Below are 18,898 nucleotides of genomic sequence, written 5' to 3'. Positions count from 1 at the left end.
CCGATGAGAGACGTCGTCACCGCCCTGTCCGCCCGCTCCGAACCCGCTCTGATCTCCGTCACCGGCGACGGCGAGCGCCTCGAGCTCACCGGCACGGTGCTCGGCAACTGGGTGCACAAGTCCATCGGCCTGCTCGGCGAGCTCGAGATCGGGCCCGACACCGCGCTCGGCATCGTCTGCCCCGCTCCCGCCGCGCTCCACTGGCGGGCGCTCGCAGCAGCGTTCGCCGCCTGGTCGCTCGGCGCCCCCGTCCACCTCCTCACCCAGGACTCCCTCGCTCCGAACGGACCGTGGGTCGCTCTCCGTCCGGAGACGCTCCCGGGCGCGGGGTCCGGCATCGACGACTCCGCCGCCGAGGAGGTCCTCGTGTTCGCGACCGCCGCCCTCGCCCTGCGCTCGGAGACCGGGCCCGGCTGCACCGACTTCATCGCCGCCGTGCGCGCCCACCCGGACGTCGCCGCCCTCGGGAACCCGGCCTCCGCCGTGCTCGTCGGACCGGACGGCGAAGCCGGGCCGATCCCGCTCGACCCGGCGGCCCTCGACGCGGCCGCCGCGGCCGCCGGCCTGTCGGGCGATGGCGCTGCGGGCGACCCGGGCCCGCGGGCGCTGCTCGCCGGTCTGCCGGATGCCGCGGAGGTCCCGCTGCTGCTCGCCACGCTGCGCTCCGGCGTGCTCGTCCTCACCGACACCGACGACCCGGTCCGGCTCTCGGAGCTCAGCCGCCTCGACGGTGTGGTCCATGGCACAATCGGGGCATGGACAAAGTAGTTGCATCGGCTGCTCAGGCGGTCGCGGACATTCCAGCCGGCGCGCAGATCGCGGTCGGGGGTTTCGGTCTCGTCGGGGTCCCGCAGGTGCTCATCAGGGCGCTGCGCGATGCCGGGGTCGGTGACCTCGAGGTGATCTCGAACAACGCCGGGGCCGGGGACTTCGGACTCGGGATGCTGCTGAATACGAAGCAGATCCGGCGCATGATCGCCTCCTACGTCGGGGAGAGCAAGGAGTTCGCCCGCCAGTACCTCGAGGGTGAGCTCGAGGTCGAGCTCACCCCGCAGGGCACCCTGGCGGAGAAGCTGCGCGCCGGCGGGGCCGGGATCCCGGCGTTCTACACCATCACCGGGTCCGGCACGCAGGTCGCCGAGGGCGGGATGCCGTGGAAGTACGCCGCCGACGGCAGCGTGGAGATCGAGTCCCCACCGAAGGACACCCGGGTGTTCGACACCTTCGGATCCGAGCACACCTACGTCCTCGAGGAGTCCCTGGCCCCGGATTTCGCGCTCGTGCGCGCCGCGGTCGGGGACCGGCACGGCAACCTCGTGTTCCATCGCTCGGCCAGGAACTTCAACCCGCCGGCCGCGCAGGCCGCCCGGGTCACGATCGCGGAGGTCGAGAAGCTCGTCGAGCCCGGGGAGATCGCCCCGGACGAGGTGCACCTGCCCGGTGTGTTCGTCCACCGGGTGGTCGAGCTGACCGCCGAGCAGGCGGCGGACAAGAACATCGAGAAGCGGACTGTGAGGGAGGCCTGAGATGGCACTGACACGCAACCAGATGGCCGCCCGCGCGGCCGCCGAGCTCGCCGACGGCTCCTACGTCAACCTCGGCATCGGGCTGCCCACCCTGGTCCCGAACTACGTGCCCGCCGGGGTGCACCTCGTGCTCCAGTCGGAGAACGGGATCCTCGGGGTCGGCCCCTACCCCACCGCCGAGGAGCTCGACGCGGATCTCATCAACGCGGGCAAGGAGACCGTCACGGTGCTGCCCGGGGCGAGCTTCTTCGATTCCGCGACGAGCTTCGGGATGATCCGCGGCGGCAAGATCGATGCCGCGATCCTCGGGGCGATGCAGGTCGCGGGCAACGGCGACATCGCGAACTGGATGATCCCGGGCAAGATGGTCAAGGGCATGGGCGGGGCGATGGACCTCGTCCACGGGGCGCAGAAGGTCATCGTCGTCATGGAGCACGTCGCCCGCGACGGCTCCCACAAGCTCCTCGACACCTGCCTGCTGCCGCTGACCGGCAAGGGCGTGGTCGAGCGGGTCGTGACCGACCTCGCGGTGCTCGACGTCACCGGCACCGGGTTCCGCCTCCTCGAGCGCGCTCCCGGCGTGACCGTCGAGGAGATCACCGAGAAGACCGGCGCGAGGCTCGACATCCCCGACGAGGTCCCCGAGATCGAGGTCCCCGCCCACGTGAGCTGAGCTCCGGCCTCCCGGAGCCTCCCCTGCGCAACTGTGGGGCTTTCGGTGGTGTGTGGTGGCGTTGATGCCCCCACACACCACCGAAAGCCCCACTGTCGTGTGCGCGGCCGTCGGCCGGCACTCAGGCAGGTGCCGCTCAGGCGGGTGCGGGCAGGCCAGTGGTCGCGACGAACAGCTGCCCGGTGCCGGTGACGTGCGGCAGCGGCTCGTCGGCGCCGACGAAGACGCTGTCCCCGCCGGCGAGCTCCGTGCTCTCCTCCCCGCTGCGCACGGTGAAGCCGCCGGCGGTGCACAGGAGGATCGCCGCGCCGCTGCGCGCGATCGGGAGGTCGGCGGCGGAGTCGATGCGCTGCAGGGCGAAGTCGTCGGTGGCCCCGCGCACCACCCCGCGGGCGTCGGGCGCCGCCCGCTGCGGTTCGACGCTGTCGTAGACGACGACCGCATCGAGCTCCGCGAGGTCGATGTGCTTGCTCGTCAGCCCGCCGCGCAGCACGTTGTCCGAGGACGCCATGATCTCCACCCCGAGGCCTCCGAGGTAGGCGTGGAGCACCCCCGCGTCGAGTGCGAGCGACTCCCCGGCCCGCAGCCGCAGGCGGCGCAGCATGAGCGCGACGAGAGTCCCCGCATCCCCGGGGAAGTCCGCAGTGACCTCGCGCAGGGTGTCCTGCGGGTCGACCGCGCTGCCCTGCCTGCAGGGATGGTCCGCACCGACGCCGGGGAGGTCGAGGGCGGCGAGGCGATCGGCGAGCGGTCCGTATTCGGCGGCGCGGCCGAGCACCAGATCGGTCGCCGCCCGCAGCGCCACGGCCTCGTCGTCCTGCCCGCCGGAGGGCGTGAGCGCGGTCAGCCAGGCCTCGAGCAGCGGGCGGTCGGCCGGGGAGGCCGCGGCGCGCAGGCGTTCCACGGTGGCCCGGATCGCCGGGAGCGGGCGGAAGCCGCAGAGCGCGTCGAAGTCGCCGAGCGCATGGATGAGCTCCGGTTTGTGCCAGGTGTCGCGGTAGTTCCGATGCGGAGCGTCGACCGGGACTCCCGCGGCGTCCTCGCGCGCGTACCCGGCCTGCGCCTGCCCCCGGGAGGGGTGCGCCTGGATCGAGAGCGCGGTCCGGGCGGAGAGGATCTTGAGGAGGAACGGCAGCCGCTCCCCGTAGACGTCCACCGAGCCGGCACCGAGCCGCGTGTGCGGGTCCCGCGCGATCCACTCGCGCAGATCCGTGTCCTCGACGCCCGAGGGCGCTCCGGGGTGGGCGCCGATCCACAGTTCCGCGGCCGGCGTGCCGTCGGGCTCGCGCCCGAGGATCTCGGGGATCCCCGTCGGGCTCCCCCAGGCGTAGTCGCGCACCGTGTTCGTCAGCTTCTGCATCCTCGTCGTTCCCTGTTCTCCGTCCGCCGGCCGGCGCCCCCGCGGGACCGCCCTGTTCGCCTCGGTCAGCCTAAGCGAGAGCGCGCGGGGTCGCGAAACCGGGGGAACCCGGGGCGGGGCCGGGAGCGGCTCGGGGGCTCAGGTGGTGCCGGGAGGCCGGGAGCGCTGCACGCCCGGGCCACGCACGAGGCGGCCGGCATGCTCTTCGCATGCCGACCGCCCCATCGGAGTCCGGTCCGTCAGATCACCCGGACGAACACCGCACCCCGCTTGAGCATCCAGTCGTAGCTGCGCTTGCTCGTGTTGGTGCGGGTCGAGCCCGCGTCGTACATCTGGCCCTCGGTCTCGGACACGATCCCGAGGTGACCGGGGATCCAGATGAGGTCGCCGGGCTTCGCCTGCGAGGCCGGGATCACTTCCCCTGCCGCCTTCTGCGCCCCGGAGGAGCGCGGCAGCTTGATCCCGTTCTGCGCGTAGACGTACTGCACGTAGCCCGAGCAGTCCCAGCCGGAGCGCGGCGAGGTCCCGCCCCACCGGTACTTCACGCCGAGGTGCTTCTTGGCCGTGGCGATGACCGCGTCGCGCTTCTCCTTCTCGATCTGCTCGGCGCTCTTCTTCGGCTTCTCCTCCTTGGGCTCGCCCTTCTTCGACTCGTCCTTCTCGGGCTCGTCCTTCTTCGACTCGTCCTTCTCGGACTCGTCCTTCTTCGACTCGTCCTTCTCGGACTCGTCCTTCTTCGACTCGTCCTTCTCGGACTCGTCCTGCTTCGGCTCCTCGGCCCTCGGAGTCTCCTGCCTCGGCTCCTCGCTCGGAGCCGGCGCCGGGGTCTGTGTGGGTGCCGGGGACTGCTCGGTCTCCTGGTCTGCTGAACCTTCCCCGGGTCCAGCAGGCCCGGAGCCGGGCTCCGCGGACTCGTCGTCCGCGGAGCCGGGCCGGGACGCGTTGAGATCGCGCGCCCCTGCGGAGATGTCGCCGCGCGGCGAGAACTCCGTCACCCCGTAGCCTTCGGCCCAGACCAGCCGGGCCCCTTCGTAGAGCTGCTCGCACCGACCGTCGGTGCACTGCGGCGCGGACTTCGGATAGCCGATGTGGCCGTTCTCGTAGCCCTTCGAGGCCCAGTAGCCCTGGAGGATGCCCCAGGTCGGCTGGGCGCCGGACTTCGACGACCAGTGCATCGAGCCGCCCTGGAACTTCTGATAGGCGCCGCCGCTCTTGAGGCCGCCCTGCTCCCCGGTGACCGGGAGGCCGAGCTTCGTGCGGGTGGCACCGTTCCAGGCCGTGGCGATCGCACCGGAGATCACCTGCGGGCCGGTGGCCTTCGACCAGGTGATGTAGCCGCGCTCGAAGTTCTTCACCTTGCCGCCGGCGAGGTCCCATTCCTTCGAGGTGGGCTTGCCGAGGACCTTCTCCTTGCCCTCGTAGTGCGTGTCGATCGCAGTCTTCTTGGGCGCGGGCTTCGGGGTCTCCTTCTCGGGAGCCGCCGGTGCGCCGCCCTGCTGGAGCTTCTCGATGTCCTTGCGCATGCTGCCGAACTTCGAGTAGAACGCCGCTCCCGGGCACGAGGTGGAGCCGAGGTCGCGGTGTCCGACGACTGCCGGGATGCTGCGTCCGCCCACGGTCGCGCGGTCCTTGACGGACACGCCGCTGGCCGACAGCTTCCAGGCGATCGCGTGGTTGACGGCGTCGATCGCCGCCTGCGGCGGAGCCGACCTCCCGTAGGAGCCCATGACGGAGATGCCGAAGGTCCCGGTGTTGTAGCCGGCCACATGGGCGCCGATCACCGCGCGGTCGACGCCGCCTGCGCGGCCCTCCCAGAGGCGGCCGTACTTGTCGACGAGGACGTTGTAGCCCACGTCGGACCAGCCGCGGCCCTTGGTGTGGAAGCTGTAGATGCCGCGCAGGATGCCGGGCACGTCGCCGGCGCTGTAGCTGTTGGAGCCGGCGGTGTGGTGGACGACGGCGGCGCGGACCTTGGGTGCGTAGGACGCCTTGCCCTTGCGCAGGCGCTCATTGGCGCCCCACGACTTGCGCGAGCCGATCTTCGGCTTCGAGACCTTCTTCACCGCGACGGTCTGGGCGGTGGCCGATCCCGGGGCGGCGGTCGCGGGGACCGCGGCGGCCGGCTGGGCGGCGTAGCCCTCGGCCCCGGCGGCGGCACCCTCGGCGGCGGCTTCTCCTGGCGCTTCGGCGCCCGGTGCCGGTGCGGCGACCGGGGCGTTCTGCTCGACGGCCTGCTGGTCGGCGGCGGAGTGCTTGGGGTCGATGACGAGGAGGCGCGCGTCCTCGGGAGCGGCGTCGCCGAGCACGCGCATCTGCACCTCGCTCGCGCCGCTCACGACGAACGGCTCGGTGCCGGGCGTGCCCTCACCGACGACGTCCTCCTCGAGCTCGTCCCAGGCGGACCAGCCCTCGCCGGTCCGGATCCGGACCTCGACGGTGACCTCGGTCTCGGTGTCGTAGGTGACGCCGACGACGGAGGACCGGGACTCCGGCACCTCGAGGACGTCGGAGATCGCGGCGATGTTGACGCCGTCCTCGGTCTTCTCGCGGACGCCGCCGGACATGTCCGGGGTCTCCGCGGGCTCCGGAGAGGTCTCCGCGGGCGCCGATCCGCTCGGAGTCCGCGGCTGCGATTCCTGCAGCGACACGGGCGAGATCGCCGTGCTGCCGGAGCCGAAGGTGCCCAGCGGCGCCATGCCGAGCGCGTTCACGGCGCTCGGGGACCGCAGCAGGTTCGGCAGATTGGTCGTGCTCGAGTTGCTGACCTGCGTGGTGACGAGCGAGGACTCGCGCGCACCGGGCGCATCGAGACCGTCCTCGCTCACCTCGGTGAGCGCGTGTTCGTCGATGGTCGGTGTGACGGTGGCGGATCCTGCGGCAGCGGCGGGGACGGTCAACCCGAGGGTCGAGACCATCACCGCGGATGCGCACGATGCCACGATGGGCAGTGCAAATCTCATCGTTTCAGCCTTTTCGAGGAAGTCAGGGAAGAGAGGCTTCACGAGATGAACTCGTCATTGGAAGGATGACGAATCAGCTCAACATCTCAGAATTGTTACACACTTTTCGGCGTGTCGGACTGGATTTTTCGACGCAGAGCCGAGTTACACGGATGTCGTTCCGCGAGATCTCGCGGCGACACGCGGCTGAAAGTTTTTCGAGGATTCCGGCAGGAAACCTCAAGAATGCCGGGAGGACCTCAGGGCACGTAACAGATGGCCCGGTCCTTCTCGTCTCCTCCTCCCTCGGTCGGGGCGGCGGCGAGAACCGCCCCGGGCACGGCCCCGGCGACCGGATCGAGCCCTGCGGGAGCGGCTCCGGCGGCGAGCACGGCCGGCTCGTCCGGGGAGGCGGCGCGCGCCTCGGCGGGCTCGAGCGCCTCGGCGACGAGAGCGTGGACCGCGGCGTAGTCGGGGTCGGCCGGGACGACCTCGGGCGGGGTGAGGTTGAGCGAGCGGATCTTCTGCGACTTCGCCTTGAGCGCGAGGTCGACGAACCGGTCGACCTGGAGCTGCGGGATGTCGGTGGACACGACCTCGGGCGCGGCCTGCGCGATCGACTGGTAGCGGGTGAGGACGGTCGCCGGGTCGAGCTGGGCGATCATCGCCTCCTGCACGCAGCGCTGGCGGACCATCCGCTCGTAGTCGCTCGCGAATTCGCGCGAGCGGGCGTACCAGAGGGCGTGGAAGCCGTCGAGGTGGAGCTCGCCGGGCTCGATCCAGCCGCGCACCGGGCCGTGCTTCCCCGTCGCCTTGTCCACCGGCGCGGAGATCGGCACGCGCTTCCCGGACACCAGGGAGATGCCGCCCATCGCGTCGATGAGGCTCTCGAAGCCCTTGAGGTCGATCATCGCGTAGTAGTGGACGTCGACCCCGGTCGCCCCGCTGATCGCGTCCTTCATCGCCTGGGCGCCGGCCGGGGAGCCGTCGTCGAACCCCTCGGGGTGCTGCTCGCCGAGCTGGTAGACGGCGTTGATGAGGCACTCGTCGCCGCAGTCGTAGCCCTGCGGGTACTGGGACCGCAGTGGGGAGTCCTCGGCGAAGGGGACGTTCTGGAGGTTGCGCGGCAGCCCGATGATCACCGACTCCCCGGTGTCCGCGTCGATCGACACGAGGGAGATGCTGTCCGGCCGGATGCCCTCGCGCCCCTTGCCGGCGTCGGTGCCTAGCAGGGCGACGTTGTAGCGCCCGTCGCTCGGGCGCACGCCGAGCCCGCCGGCGAAGATCTCGCTGATGAGCTGCCGCTGGCTGTTGAGCGTCACCGTGCCCCAGGCGAGCCCGCCGCCGATGACGAGCACGCTGACGAGCGCCGCGGCCACGACTCCCAGGCAGGTGCGCGGCGACAGCCCGACGAGCCGGATCCGGCGCACCGTGTCGACCAGCGCGACGAGCCACACCACTCCGAGCACGAGCGCCCACAGGGTCAGCAGCCCGAGCACGAGCGGGTTCGTGGCGAGGGTGAACACGAGCTGCCGGCGCAGGAGTGCGGCGAGCCCGACGAGCACGACGAGTGCCCAGGTCGCCAGCGACAGTCCGAGCGCGAACCGCGCGAACCGGCGCACGCCGAACAGCGACTGCACGCTGCCGGGCAGCAGGATCGTGGAGACGAGCAGGATCCAGCCGCGCACATCACGGGTGCTCCGGTCCGCGTACTGGGGGAAGCGGATCGGGTCGGTGTACTTCGGAGTGCGGGGCATCCCTCACCTGTCGGATCTCTGCGTGCGGTCGGCGGTCGGCCGGGGGCGCCGGCGCGGGGCGGGTGGCGCGGGGCGGCTCAGGCGAGCAGCTTGCGGCCCATGACGAGGCGCTGCACCTGGTTCGTGCCCTCGTAGATCTGCGTGATCTTCGCATCGCGCATCATCCGCTCGACCGGATGGTCCTGCACGTAGCCGGCACCGCCGAGCAGCTGCACGGCGTCGGTCGTGATCTCCATCGCGACGTCGGAGGCATAGGCCTTCGCCGCCGCCCCGAAGAAGCCGAGGTCGGCGTCGTCGCGCTCGCTCTTGGCCGCCGCGACGTAGGTGAGCTGGCGGGCCGCCTCGAGCTTCATCCCCATGTCGGCGACCATGAACTGGATCGCCTGGAAGTCCGCGATGTGCTTGCCGAACTGCTTGCGCTCCTTGATGTAGCCGATCGCGTAGTCGAGCGCGCCCTGCGCCACACCCACGGCCTGCGCGGCGATGGTCACCCGCGTGTGGTCGAGGGTCTTGAGCGCGATCTTGAGCCCGTCGCCGACCTCGCCGACCGCCCGGTCGCCGGGGATCCGGCAGTTCTCGAAGAACAGCTCCCGGGTGGGGCTGCCCTTGATGCCGAGCTTGCGCTCCTTCTCCCCGAACGTGAAGCCCTCGTCGGACTTCTCGACGACGAACGCGGTGATGTTGCGCCCGCGCGGGCCGTCGGGATCGGTGACGGCCATGACGGTGTAGAACTCGCTCTCCCCGGCGTTGGTGATCCACGTCTTCACACCGTTGAGCACCCAGTCGTCGCCGTCGCGGACCGCACGGGTGCGCATGCCCGCGGTGTCGGAGCCGGCCTCCCGCTCGGACAGGCCGTAGGAGAACCCGCACTCGCCGGAGGCGACCCGCGGGAAGTACTTCGCCTTGATCTCCTCGCTGCCGCCGATCTGCACCGGCATCGACCCGAGCTTGTTCACCGCCGGGATGAGAGAGGAGGACACGCAGCCGCGCGCGATCTCCTCGATGACGATCGCGACGGCCAGCGCATCGGCCCCCACTCCCCCGTACTCCTCGCCGATGTGCGGGGCGAAGAAGTCGGTGGCGACGAGCGCCTCGTGCGCCTCGCGCGGATAGCGCGCCTCGGCGTCGACCTCCGCGGCATAGGGCGTGATCCGGTTGTCGACGACGTCGCGGACGGCCCGGCGGAGCTCCTCGTGGTCCTCGCTGAGCTGGTAGAGATCGAACATGGTGCTCCTCACATACGGTTTCAGGTCTGCCGGCGGCGCTCGGACAGCGCCGCACCCTTCGCCTCGGCGACGGCCCGGAGGTTCTCACGATAGTCGTCGAGCGCGGCGCGGATGCGCTGCGCCTCGGGGTCGCGGCCGATTCCCAGGATCCTCGCCGCCAGCAGGCCGGCGTTCTTCGCCCCGCCGATCGACACCGTGGCCACCGGCACCCCGCCGGGCATCTGCACGATCGACAGGAGCGAGTCCATGCCGTCGAGGTGGGCCAGCGGCACCGGCACCCCGATGACGGGCAGCGAGGTGACGGAGGCGATCATGCCCGGCAGGTGCGCCGCCCCCCCGGCCCCGGCGATGACGACGTCGAGACCGCGCTGGGCGGCGGTGGCGCCCCATTCGATCATGTCGTGGGGCATCCGGTGGGCTGACACCACCTCGGCGGTGCACGGGATGCCGAGCTCGTCGAGGACGTCCGCGGCGGCGGCCATCGTCGGCCAGTCGGAGTCCGAGCCCATGACGATGCCGACTGTCGGGGTGCTCATGCGGTGTCCTTCCGCTCGGGTTCGGGATCGGTGTCGACCCCGGCGATGAAGTCCGCAGCGTGCCGGGCGCGGGCGAGCACGGCCGCGGCGTCGTCGCCGTAGACGTTGACGTGGCCGAGCTTGCGGCCCGGGCGCACCGACTTGCCGTACATGTGGACCTTGACCTGCGGGTCGTGGGCGAGCACGTGGAGGTAGGCGCAGTAGAGATCGTCGCGGTCGGCGCCGAGCACGTTGACCATCGCGGTGGCCGGGGTGCGGGCGCTCGGATCGCCGAGCGGCAGGTCGAGCACAGCCCGCAGGTGCTGCTCGAACTGGGAGGTCACCGAGCCGTCCTGGGTCCAGTGGCCGGTGTTGTGCGGGCGCATCGCGAGCTCGTTGATCCGGTAGCCGTCCGGGGTCTCGAACATCTCCATCGCCATCACCCCGGTGACGTCGAGGGCGCCGGCGACGGTGAGGACATCGGCGGTGATCCGCCGCGCGAGCTCCGGGTCGAGCCCGGGCGCCGGTGCGACGGCCTCCTTGCACACCCCGTCCTGCTGATAGGTGGCGACGACCGGCCAGACCGCGGTCTGGCCCATCGGCGAGCGCGCGACCATGACCGCGAGCTCGCGGATGAAGTCGATCCTCTCCTCCGCGAGGAGCACGGGATGGGAGCCGAGCCAGTCGACGGCGTCCGCACCGCTCGTCACGACCCGCACGCCGTGGCCGTCGTAGCCGCCGCGCGGGGTCTTGAGGATGACGGGGAAGCCCACCTCCGCGCCGAACCGCTCGAGGTCCTCCGGGGTGGAGATCTCCGCCCAGCGCGGATTGGCCAGGCCGAGGGCGTCCATCCGCCGGCGCATGACGATCTTGTCCTGCGCGTGGATGAGCGCGTCGGGCCCCGGATGCACGGCGTGGCCGGCGGCCTGCAGGGCGCGCAGGTGCTCCGGCGGCACGTGCTCGTGATCGAAGGTGATGACGTCGACGGTGTCGGCGAAGGCCTGGAGGGCCGCGAGGTCGGTGTGGTCGCCGACGGTGACGCGGCCGGCGACCTGCGCGGCGGACGATTGGGCGGATTCGGCGAGGACGTGGAAGCCCACGCCGAGCGCCTCTGCTGCGGGGGCCATCATGCGGGCCAGCTGGCCGCCGCCGATGACGCCGATCACGGGAGAAGTCACCACTCCACTCTAGCGAGGGAACTGCGCCGCCGGCGCGCACGGCCTCCCCGGCGCGCCGCGCGGGCGGGTGTCCCACAGCGGGACCACAGGCGGGTTCCGGTACCGTTGTGCGGGGACTTCTGCTGCACGGTTCACGGGCGCCGACCCGGTGCAGCACGCACGGAACGCCGCTGCTCCGCGGGCGCCGGTCCCGATTCCTCAATCGATCGACGACGGACGGGTACGGGATGCGCTTACGCAAGGAGGCCGAGCGCGTCGCCAAGTTCTCCGTCGTCGGCGGCATCGCGTTCGTCGTCGACTTCACCCTGTTCAACGTGCTGCGGCTCGAGGCGGTGGGGATCGGGCCGATGTGGGCGAAGATCATCTCCGTCACCGTCGCCACCACGGTGAGCTGGATCGGCTCCCGGTACTGGACGTTCAAGGACGGGCGGAACCGCTCGGCGGGCAAGGAGGCGATGTGGTTCTTCCTCGTCAACGCCGGCGGCCTGCTCATCGCGATGGCCTGCCTGTGGTTCTCGCACTACGTGCTCGGCCTGCGCTCCGCGCTCGCCGACAACATCTCCGCCAACGTCATCGGCGTCGGCCTGGGCAACATCTTCCGCTACCTCATGTACCGCTCGGTGATCTACCGGGTCGGACCGCGCCGGCCCGCCCGGCGCCGCGAGGTGCTGCGCTTCGAGGAGGGGACCGGAGCGGCGGGCGGGGCCGGGAGCCCCGCCGTCGACACCGGGACCGAGCCCGACGGCGCGCACTGAGGAGCACACCGGTGACCGAGCCGCGCGCCGTGCTGCGCAGCTCGGCTCGGAGGTCCTGAGCGCTCGGCTCAGCCGCGAGCGCGCAACAGCGGGATCTCGAGCTCGCGCTCGGTGATCCCGCCGTGGTGGCCGAGCAACGCGAGCGCCGCCGGCGAGTCGTGCTCGGAGTCGACGATCCCCACACCCGCGTCGCAGACGACGACGAGGTCGCCGATCCGAGCCCGGTTGACCGGCCGCACGGGACCGAAGAATCCCCGGCCGATCGCATCGTCCCGGGTCAGCACGAGGGCACGCTCACCGAGCACGCTGCGATAGGCGGCGCGCACCTCGGCCGCGGCGCCGGGCTGCGCGTAGACGTGGACGGCGCGCGGCTCACCGCCGATGGCGCGCACCCCCGCCCGCAGCTCCGGGGTCTCCGCGAGATCGATCCGGGAGTCGTGGGGCACGTCGACCATGCCGTGGTCGGCGGTGATGAGGAGCTCGGCATCCGCCGGGAGCGCCTGGGCGAGCGCGGCGAGCCGATCGTCGAGGTGCTCGAGCTCCTCGAGCCATTCCCAGGAGTCCACCCCGTGGACGTGCCCGGTCTTGTCGAGGTTCCCCCAGTAGAGGTAGACGAGCCGGCGGCCCGGCCGGCGGATCTCCTCGCGGGCGTGGTCGACGCGCTCGCTCAACGTCTGCGAGCCGCGGAACCGACCGCCGCGCAGCGATGCCTGGTTGAGGCCGCGCCCGGCGAACTTCGGCTCGCCGAGGCTGACGACGTCCACCCCGGCATCGCCGAGCCGTTCGAACAGGGTGGCGTCGGGCACCCACTGCTCGGGGTCGACCTCGGGGTCCCAGGTCAGCTGGTTGAACACGACGTCGCGGTCCGGGTCGAGGAGACGGTAGCCCATGACGCCGTGGGATCCCGGCAGCAGCCCGGTGCCGAGCGAGGACAGCGAGTTCGCCGTCGTCGAGGGGAAGCCGGCGCTCAGCGCCCCGGCGTCGGGCAGCAGGCCCCGGAGGAACGGGGCATGGGCGGCGCGGTCCCGCAGCAGGCGGGCGCCCATCCCGTCGACGAGCACGACGACGGCGACCCGCACCTCTGCGTCGAGGCCGAGGCGCGCGGCGCGCTCCCGGACGCCGGTGTCGAGGATCTCCCCGGCGCCGAGGCCGAGCGCGGCGGCCGGCACGAGGTCGGACAGGAGCGCGGCGGAGGCGTAGTCGGGCGGGGCGGTGCGCATGTCAGGAGGCCGCTCGGCGGGCGGCGAACACCGCGCGGCGCAGCTGCAGGACGAAGTCCTCGGCCCGGTCGACCGCGCCCTGCCCCTCGGCCTGGGCGGACACGCGCAGGGTGACGTCCTCGGAGAACAGGGAGCCGCTGTAGCCGTGGTCGCCGTCGCAGTCGGGGTCCCCACAGGTCTCCGGGAAGGTCTCGATGCGGCGCACTGCACCCCAGCCCAGGGTGATCGCGACCTCGACCGGCCGGTCGGAGGACCGGTACTCCGCCGGGTCCTCGTAGGTGCGGCTGATGAGGACGGTGCGCAGGCGCTCGAGCGGGATGTCCTCCGTCGACGTGACCCCGCGCGGACGGTGGCCGGGGACGGCGTCGGGCTCGTCGTCGACGTGGGCGAGGAGGAGCCGGGTCGGCGTGACGAGGAAGGCGGTGACGTGCCGGTGGATCGCGTCGAGGTCGACGTGGGTGTCCATGTGGACGTAGTGGGCGAGGATGTCCTCTCCGAACAGCGCTTCGATGAGCATGCTGCCGGTGAGCTGCGGGTAGTAGCCCGCGGCCTGCAGGTCGGAGGCGAGAGTTTTCGGAAGAGCCATGGGCACCATTGTGCCGCAGGGCGCGGACACGGCCGATCCGGAGGGACGCATCCGCCCGCCGGGACCGCCGCGGGCTCCGCGTCAGGGAACTCCCGCGGCGGTGGTGACCGGGTCCGTGCGGATCACTATGCTGGGTGCATGGAACCCTATCCGTCGTACTGGGAAGCCGATGTCGTGCTGCGCGATGGAGCGACGGCGCACGTGCGGCCCATCCGCCCCTCGGACGCCGACGGCATCCAGACCATGCACAGCAAGCAGTCGCCGGAGTCGATCTACCTGCGGTTCTTCGCTCCGCTGCCGGTGCTCCCGGAGAAGGACCTCGCCCGGTTCGTGCAGGTCGACCACCGCGACCGGGTGGCCTTCGTCATGACGATCGGCGAGGAGATCATCGGCGTCGCCCGCTACGACCGGATCGACGACACCGCCGCGGAGGTCGCGTTCAACATCGCCGATGCCCACCAGGGGCGCGGGATCGGGTCGATCTTCCTCGAGCACCTCGCCGCGGCCGCCCGCGAGCGCGGCCTCGAGGTCTTCACCGCCGAGGTCCTCCCCCAGAACCGCTCGATGCTCCAGGTGTTCGCCGCCGCCGGGTACGAGGTCTCCCGCGAATTCGACGACGGCGTCGTCGCCGTCCGCTTCGAGATCGACCCGACGGAGAAGTCGATCCAGGTGCAGGAGGCCCGCGAGCACCGAGCGGAGGCGAAGAGCGTCCGCTCGATCCTCCACCCGGGCTCGGTCGTCGTCATCGGCGCCAGCCGCAAGCGCAACTCCACCGGCAACCTGCTCCTGCGCAATCTCACCGCTGCCCGCTTCACCGGCACCATCACCGTCGTCCACCCGGAGGCCGACTCCGTAGCAGGGTTCCCCACCGTGCCCTCGCTCGACGCAGTGTCCGAGCCGATCGACCTCGCGGTCATCGCGGTGCCCGCCGAATCGTGCGCCCAGGTGGTCCGCGACTGCGCCGCCCGCGGGGTGAAGTCCGTCGTCGTCATCTCCTCGGGCTTCGCCGAAACCGGTGAGCACGGCCTCGAGCTCCAGCGGGAGATGGTCGCCACCGCCCGCTCGCACGGGATGCGCGTCGTCGGACCGAACTCCTTCGGCCTCGCCAACACCGCGCCCGAGGTGTCCCTCAACGCCTCGCTCGCCCCGTTCCTCCCGGACGCCGGGACGCTCGGGCTGTTCAGCCAGTCCGGAGCGCTCGGCACGGCGCTGCTGGCCGCGGCGAAGACCCGCGGACTGGGGATCTCGACGTTCGTGTCCGCCGGCAACCGCGCCGACCTGTCCGGCAACGACCTCCTCCAGTACTGGGAGGAGGACCCGGCCACCGCCACCGTCGGGCTCTACCTCGAGTCGATCGGCAACCCGCGCAAGTTCTCCCGGATCGCCCGCCGGGTGTCGCAGGTCAAGCCGGTCATCGTCGTCAAGTCCGCGTTCACCGGCCGCGAGCTCCCGCCCGGCCACCAGGTGCGCGTGTCGAGCCTGTCGGCGACCGCGCTCGACCAGGTCCTCACACAGGCCGGAGTCGTCCGCGCCGACACCATCCACCAGCTGTTCGACGTCGCCCAGGTGTTCTCCTTCCAGCCGCTGCCGGCCGGCCGGCGGGTGGGCGTGGTGGGCAACTCCGCGGCGCTCTCCACACTCGTCGTCCAGCGCGCCCGCTCCGAGGGCCTGCGCGTCGAGACCGCCCCGGTGTCCCTCCACCCGGAGGTGCATGCCGAGGAGTTCGCCGCCGCGCTCAAGGACATGTACGCCGACCCCGCAGTCGACTCCGTCGTCGTGACCTTCGCCCCCTCCGCCGGCGCGGAGGAGCGCGAGATCGCCGCGGTGCTCGCCGACGAGGCGGCGCGCTCAGGCATCACGACGGTCGCCTGCTTCCTCGGGGTGCACGGCGTCAAGGACGAGCTCACCGCGTACACGCCGCAGGAGGACGGGTCCCGGGCGGCGCGCAGCGTGCCGAGCTACATGGGACCGGAGGACGCCGTGTGGGCACTCGCCCGTGCCACCGAGTACGCGATGTGGCGCAAGTCCGACCGGGGCCGCTACCCGGAGCTGGAGAACGTCGACCCGCGCGCCGCCAGGGACATCATCGAGCGCAATCTCGCCGGCGTGGAGCCCGGGGAGACCGTGCTGCTCGGGCGCGACGACACGCGCGCGCTGCTCGGCGCCTACGGGCTCGAGTTCCTCCCCTACCTCACCGCCCGCACCGTGGACGAGGCGCTCGCCGCCGCAGACACCCTGGGCTACCCGGTCGCACTCAAGGCCGTGCACAAGCGGCTGCGCCACCGGATGGAGCTCGGCGGGGTGCGCCTCAACGTCGACGACCCCGAGGAGCTGCGCGAGGACTGGGCCGGGGTCTCCGCGGTCATCGACTCGGTGCTCGACCCCGGGGACGATCACGGGATCGACGTCCAGGCGATGGCCCCTCCCGGCTCGGCCTGCGTGATCCGCGCCGGGGAGGACCCGCTGCTCGGCCCCATGGTGTCGTTCTCGCTCGCTGGGGACACCTCGGAGCTGCTCGACGACGTCGCCCACCGGGTCGCCCCGCTCACCGATGTCGACGCCGCCCAGCTCGTGCGCTCGCTCAAGGCCTCTCCGCGCCTGTTCGGCTACAAGGGCCTGCCGGTGATGAACATGGAGCCGACGGAGGACGTCCTGCTGCGGCTGTCCGCGCTCGTCGAGGCGTTCCCGGCGATCCGCGACGTCGAGATCCAGCCGATCGTCGTCACCGAGTCGGACTCGCACATCCTCAGCGTCAAGGTCGAGCTCGAGGCCTCGGCCGACCGGATCGACTCCCAGCGCCGCCGCATGAGCGGAGGCTGAGCCCCGCGGACCCGGCCGGCCGGCAGGGCTCAGCTGGCCGGGCTCAGCGGGCCGGGCGCGGGTGTGGTGGTTTCGTGCAGGTGTGCGACCGTTGAAGCCACCACTCTCGATCTGACGTCCCACCGTTCCGGCCGGGCCAGCATGCGGGTGACCGTTGCAGCACCAGTCCGCGCGCCGGGCACGAGGCGGGCGCACCCTCAGCCGGCAGCGGGCTCCCAGGCGTACTCGGTGAGGATCGACCCGGTGTCGATCTCGACGTCGCGCACCCGGGCGAACCCGGCCTTGCGGTACATCCCGATGCCCGGCGGGTTGTCCTGCGAGGTGATGACGAACAGCCGCTGCCCGAGCTCCTGGGCCTGGCCGAGGAGGCCGGAGGCGACGCCCTTGCGGTGGTGGGCGGGGTCGACGATGACGCGCGTGACGAAGAGCCCGGCCTGCCGCTGCGCGAGCACGACCGCCCCGCGCACCTCGGCGATGGTGTCGATGCTCCCGGTGTCCCCGGTTCTCACGGTGCTCGGATCCGCGTGCTCGACGACGTCGGCGATCCAGCGCAGGCCCGGCGCGGTGATGTCCTCGACGGTCTCGTAGAGGTAGGGGATCCGGTCGTGGCCGAGGATCTCGGCCTCGATGCGGAAGGCCGCGACCTGGATCCGCAGCAGCTCGTCGGCATGGGCGGCCACCTCGGCCGCGGTGAGTTCGCGCACAGTCATGGCCCCACCCTGTCACAGCTCCCCCGGCAGCCCGCGGCCGGGCGCGTCTCGCCCCTTCGAATCCGATTGTGGTGGCATCGGCGAAGTGTGGTGCCGTTGCCGCTCGTACACATCACCGAAACCACCACACTTCCACGCGCGAGGTCTCGGTCAGCGCAGGGCCCCGACGCTGCGGAGGGCTGCCACGAAGCGCTGCGGATCGATGACATCCGCCCATTCGAGGCGGAGCACCCGGAACCCGAGCGCGCGGATCGCGTTCTCCCGCCGCTTCTCCCGCAGGAGCGCTCTGCGGTCCATGAGGATCGTTCCGGACGCACGGTACTTCGATTCGCCATCGACTTCGATGACGAGGCCGAGGCGCTCGAGGAGGAAGTCGACCCGCCCGATGAACGCACCCTGGTCCGTGTACAGCTCCGCCTGCTGGATGATGTCGCCGATGCCGACGCTGTGGAAGCCGAGCAGCGCCAATGCCTCGGCCGGGGATTCCGAGAGCCCCGTGCCGAGATCGAGCACTCTGCGCAGGCGCGCGGCACCCCAGCAGCCGGGAAGTCGACCGGCCGCATCGCACAGCACCGCCTTCCGCCGCTGTCGCACGGCGGCCGGCAGCGGGAACCGTCCCGGGCGCCCGTGCTCGTCGGTACCGGGGCGCCCGAGAAAGCACTCCGCGGCCATGATCCCGGTCTCCGTGCCGCAATCGCGGATGAGGTCGACGACTGTGCGCGCCCGCGAGGTCACCCGGAGCGACCCGATCGGATGCGCCTCGACGATGTCCTCGTCCGCGATGACCCGCTCGCGTCGCCGCAGCCCGGGGGTGGTGATCCTGCCGTGCGAACTGCTGACCTCGAGCCGGGTCAGACGGCCGGGCAGGAGCGGGAGGTCGTGCACCATCGCGGCCGAACGGTGGCTGACGATGTCGCCCGGTGCGATCCGTCCGGTGCAGGCGAGCCACCCCACATGGTCGAGGCGATCGCGCTCCCACCGGGAGAGCGTGCCCGGGTGCGGTCGTGCGCGATCCGGCGCGGCACCTCGGCTCCGGGCGAGGAGCAGCGCGGGATCCTCGAGGAAGTACCGGAGCCGCGCATGGGCGGGGTGCGAGCAGTCCGCGGCGACGGCATAGATGCCGCGGGCGACCCGGATGAGGCAGCAGGCGAGGGACGACTGGAGGACGGCGGGCTCGATCCCGATGGCCCGGGCCTGAGCTCGGGAGAAGACGTTGTACATAGCCCCAGCCTGGAATGGACGGCGCGCGTGTGCGAGAGGGCTTGCGAACCTGTGGACGGCCGATCCTCGTCACCGGTCGATGTGACCTCGCGCTGCATCCGCCTGTGACCCGAGGATGCGCGCACCGGTCGCGTCGGCCGTGGACGGCCCCGGCTCCCCGGCGCGGATGCTGCGCCGCACTTCAGAGGGATGCGCCCCGGCCACCGCCGCACCCCGCTGCCGACCGGCCCAGCAGCTGCACCCGAGGCGGCCGCGCATCTCGCGTCCGCAACCGTGGTGGTTCCGGACAGAAGTGCCACCGTTGATGCCACCACGTTCCGACTTTTCCATTACGTACTGCACACGGGTCGTCGAGGACCGAACGATCCGAGCGGGGCGGGCGCGCGTCGGGCCCGACTGCAGCCGGCGAGCG

Annotated in this window: 15 protein-coding genes; 5 read left to right on the top strand and 10 right to left on the bottom strand. The window is 71.7% G+C overall.

Features of this window, described 5'->3' with window-relative positions; translation table 11 throughout:
* Nucleotides 1-3 precede the first annotated feature (3 nt).
* Genes AB0I45_RS11250 through AB0I45_RS11240 form a run of 3 tightly spaced genes read left to right on the top strand, consistent with a single transcriptional unit; the run spans nt 4 to nt 2,199 of the window.
* The gene (locus tag AB0I45_RS11250; RefSeq protein WP_247618840.1) at nt 4-768 is read left to right on the top strand and encodes a TIGR03089 family protein; all 765 of its coding nucleotides are present in this window, start codon (nt 4-6) and stop codon (nt 766-768) included.
* Entirely contained in the window at nt 756-1,526 is a 771-nt protein-coding gene (locus AB0I45_RS11245; protein WP_137319193.1) for a CoA transferase subunit A, read from the top strand. Before AB0I45_RS11250 ends, AB0I45_RS11245 begins: the two co-directional genes overlap by 13 nt.
* 1 nt (nt 1,527) lies before the next feature.
* Complete coding sequence (locus AB0I45_RS11240) at nt 1,528-2,199, top strand: 3-oxoacid CoA-transferase subunit B (RefSeq protein ID WP_247618839.1); 672 nt, start codon at nt 1,528-1,530, stop codon at nt 2,197-2,199.
* Between the two features lie 136 nt (nt 2,200-2,335).
* Here the strand turns inward: AB0I45_RS11240 and manA are convergent, their stop codons facing one another.
* The 6 genes from manA to AB0I45_RS11210 form a co-directional block, all read right to left on the bottom strand.
* Nucleotides 2,336-3,559, bottom strand: coding sequence for a mannose-6-phosphate isomerase, class I (gene manA / locus AB0I45_RS11235; protein ID WP_295690124.1), 1,224 nt, complete (start codon nt 3,557-3,559; stop codon nt 2,336-2,338).
* 239 nt (nt 3,560-3,798) lie between these two features.
* The gene (locus tag AB0I45_RS11230; protein WP_360318357.1) at nt 3,799-6,519 is read right to left on the bottom strand and encodes an NlpC/P60 family protein; all 2,721 of its coding nucleotides are present in this window, start codon (nt 6,517-6,519) and stop codon (nt 3,799-3,801) included.
* A 239-nt stretch (nt 6,520-6,758) separates the two neighbouring features.
* On the bottom strand, nt 6,759-8,255 hold the full coding sequence (locus tag AB0I45_RS11225) for an LCP family protein (RefSeq protein WP_295691020.1): 1,497 nt from the start codon (nt 8,253-8,255) through the stop codon (nt 6,759-6,761).
* A gap of 77 nt (nt 8,256-8,332) precedes the next feature.
* Entirely contained in the window at nt 8,333-9,481 is a 1,149-nt protein-coding gene (locus AB0I45_RS11220) for an acyl-CoA dehydrogenase family protein (protein ID WP_295689457.1), read from the bottom strand.
* A gap of 20 nt (nt 9,482-9,501) precedes the next feature.
* The gene (gene purE / locus AB0I45_RS11215) at nt 9,502-10,017 is read right to left on the bottom strand and encodes a 5-(carboxyamino)imidazole ribonucleotide mutase (RefSeq protein ID WP_247618835.1); all 516 of its coding nucleotides are present in this window, start codon (nt 10,015-10,017) and stop codon (nt 9,502-9,504) included.
* Entirely contained in the window at nt 10,014-11,174 is a 1,161-nt protein-coding gene (locus tag AB0I45_RS11210; RefSeq protein ID WP_345032127.1) for a 5-(carboxyamino)imidazole ribonucleotide synthase, read from the bottom strand. The genes purE and AB0I45_RS11210 overlap by 4 nt, the downstream gene beginning before the upstream one ends.
* A 227-nt stretch (nt 11,175-11,401) precedes the next feature.
* Between AB0I45_RS11210 and AB0I45_RS11205 the strand changes: the two genes are divergently transcribed.
* A complete protein-coding gene (locus tag AB0I45_RS11205; protein WP_295689463.1) occupies nt 11,402-11,929 on the top strand; it encodes a GtrA family protein in 528 nt (175 codons plus the stop codon).
* A 68-nt stretch (nt 11,930-11,997) separates the two neighbouring features.
* On the opposite strand, the gene AB0I45_RS11200 is transcribed toward AB0I45_RS11205, so the two are convergent.
* Entirely contained in the window at nt 11,998-13,149 is a 1,152-nt protein-coding gene (locus AB0I45_RS11200) for a nucleotide pyrophosphatase/phosphodiesterase family protein (RefSeq protein ID WP_295689465.1), read from the bottom strand.
* A 1-nt stretch (nt 13,150) separates the two neighbouring features.
* Complete coding sequence (locus AB0I45_RS11195) at nt 13,151-13,735, bottom strand: DUF5998 family protein (RefSeq protein WP_137319183.1); 585 nt, start codon at nt 13,733-13,735, stop codon at nt 13,151-13,153.
* Between the two features lie 138 nt (nt 13,736-13,873).
* Here AB0I45_RS11195 and AB0I45_RS11190 point away from each other — a divergent pair, with 138 nt between their 5' ends.
* Complete coding sequence (locus AB0I45_RS11190) at nt 13,874-16,555, top strand: GNAT family N-acetyltransferase (protein ID WP_295689468.1); 2,682 nt, start codon at nt 13,874-13,876, stop codon at nt 16,553-16,555.
* Between the two features lie 197 nt (nt 16,556-16,752).
* Here AB0I45_RS11190 and AB0I45_RS11185 read toward each other — a convergent pair whose 3' ends face one another.
* Nucleotides 16,753-17,265, bottom strand: coding sequence for a GNAT family N-acetyltransferase (locus AB0I45_RS11185; protein ID WP_137319181.1), 513 nt, complete (start codon nt 17,263-17,265; stop codon nt 16,753-16,755).
* A 150-nt stretch (nt 17,266-17,415) separates the two neighbouring features.
* Nucleotides 17,416-18,486 carry a hypothetical protein gene (locus tag AB0I45_RS11180; RefSeq protein ID WP_295689470.1) on the bottom strand — a complete coding sequence of 357 codons (1,071 nt, stop codon included), beginning with the start codon at nt 18,484-18,486 and terminating at the stop codon, nt 17,416-17,418.
* Nucleotides 18,487-18,898 lie beyond the last annotated feature (412 nt).

This window comes from Brevibacterium sp. NPDC049920 (genome assembly GCF_040656435.1).
Lineage (GTDB): Bacteria > Actinomycetota > Actinomycetes > Actinomycetales > Brevibacteriaceae > Brevibacterium > Brevibacterium pityocampae.
The sequence above is the reverse complement of the archived record's forward strand: the minus strand, read 5'-3'. Positions and strand labels throughout refer to the sequence as shown.

Excerpts from the sequence above, each read along its gene's own strand:
- AB0I45_RS11240 (WP_247618839.1), top strand. The coding sequence starts at position 1,528 with ATGGCACTGACACGCAACCAGATGGCCGCCCGCGCGGCCGCCGAGCTC.
- AB0I45_RS11200 (WP_295689465.1), bottom strand. The coding sequence starts at position 13,149 with ATGCGCACCGCCCCGCCCGACTACGCCTCCGCCGCGCTCCTGTCCGAC.
- AB0I45_RS11205 (WP_295689463.1), top strand. The coding sequence starts at position 11,402 with ATGCGCTTACGCAAGGAGGCCGAGCGCGTCGCCAAGTTCTCCGTCGTC.
- AB0I45_RS11230 (WP_360318357.1), bottom strand. The coding sequence starts at position 6,519 with ATGAGATTTGCACTGCCCATCGTGGCATCGTGCGCATCCGCGGTGATG.
- purE (WP_247618835.1), bottom strand. The coding sequence starts at position 10,017 with ATGAGCACCCCGACAGTCGGCATCGTCATGGGCTCGGACTCCGACTGG.
- AB0I45_RS11195 (WP_137319183.1), bottom strand. The coding sequence starts at position 13,735 with ATGGCTCTTCCGAAAACTCTCGCCTCCGACCTGCAGGCCGCGGGCTAC.
- AB0I45_RS11185 (WP_137319181.1), bottom strand. The coding sequence starts at position 17,265 with ATGACTGTGCGCGAACTCACCGCGGCCGAGGTGGCCGCCCATGCCGAC.
- AB0I45_RS11190 (WP_295689468.1), top strand. The coding sequence starts at position 13,874 with ATGGAACCCTATCCGTCGTACTGGGAAGCCGATGTCGTGCTGCGCGAT.
- AB0I45_RS11180 (WP_295689470.1), bottom strand. The coding sequence starts at position 18,486 with ATGTACAACGTCTTCTCCCGAGCTCAGGCCCGGGCCATCGGGATCGAG.
- AB0I45_RS11220 (WP_295689457.1), bottom strand. The coding sequence starts at position 9,481 with ATGTTCGATCTCTACCAGCTCAGCGAGGACCACGAGGAGCTCCGCCGG.
- AB0I45_RS11225 (WP_295691020.1), bottom strand. The coding sequence starts at position 8,255 with ATGCCCCGCACTCCGAAGTACACCGACCCGATCCGCTTCCCCCAGTAC.
- AB0I45_RS11250 (WP_247618840.1), top strand. The coding sequence starts at position 4 with ATGAGAGACGTCGTCACCGCCCTGTCCGCCCGCTCCGAACCCGCTCTG.
- AB0I45_RS11245 (WP_137319193.1), top strand. The coding sequence starts at position 756 with ATGGACAAAGTAGTTGCATCGGCTGCTCAGGCGGTCGCGGACATTCCA.
- manA (WP_295690124.1), bottom strand. The coding sequence starts at position 3,559 with ATGCAGAAGCTGACGAACACGGTGCGCGACTACGCCTGGGGGAGCCCG.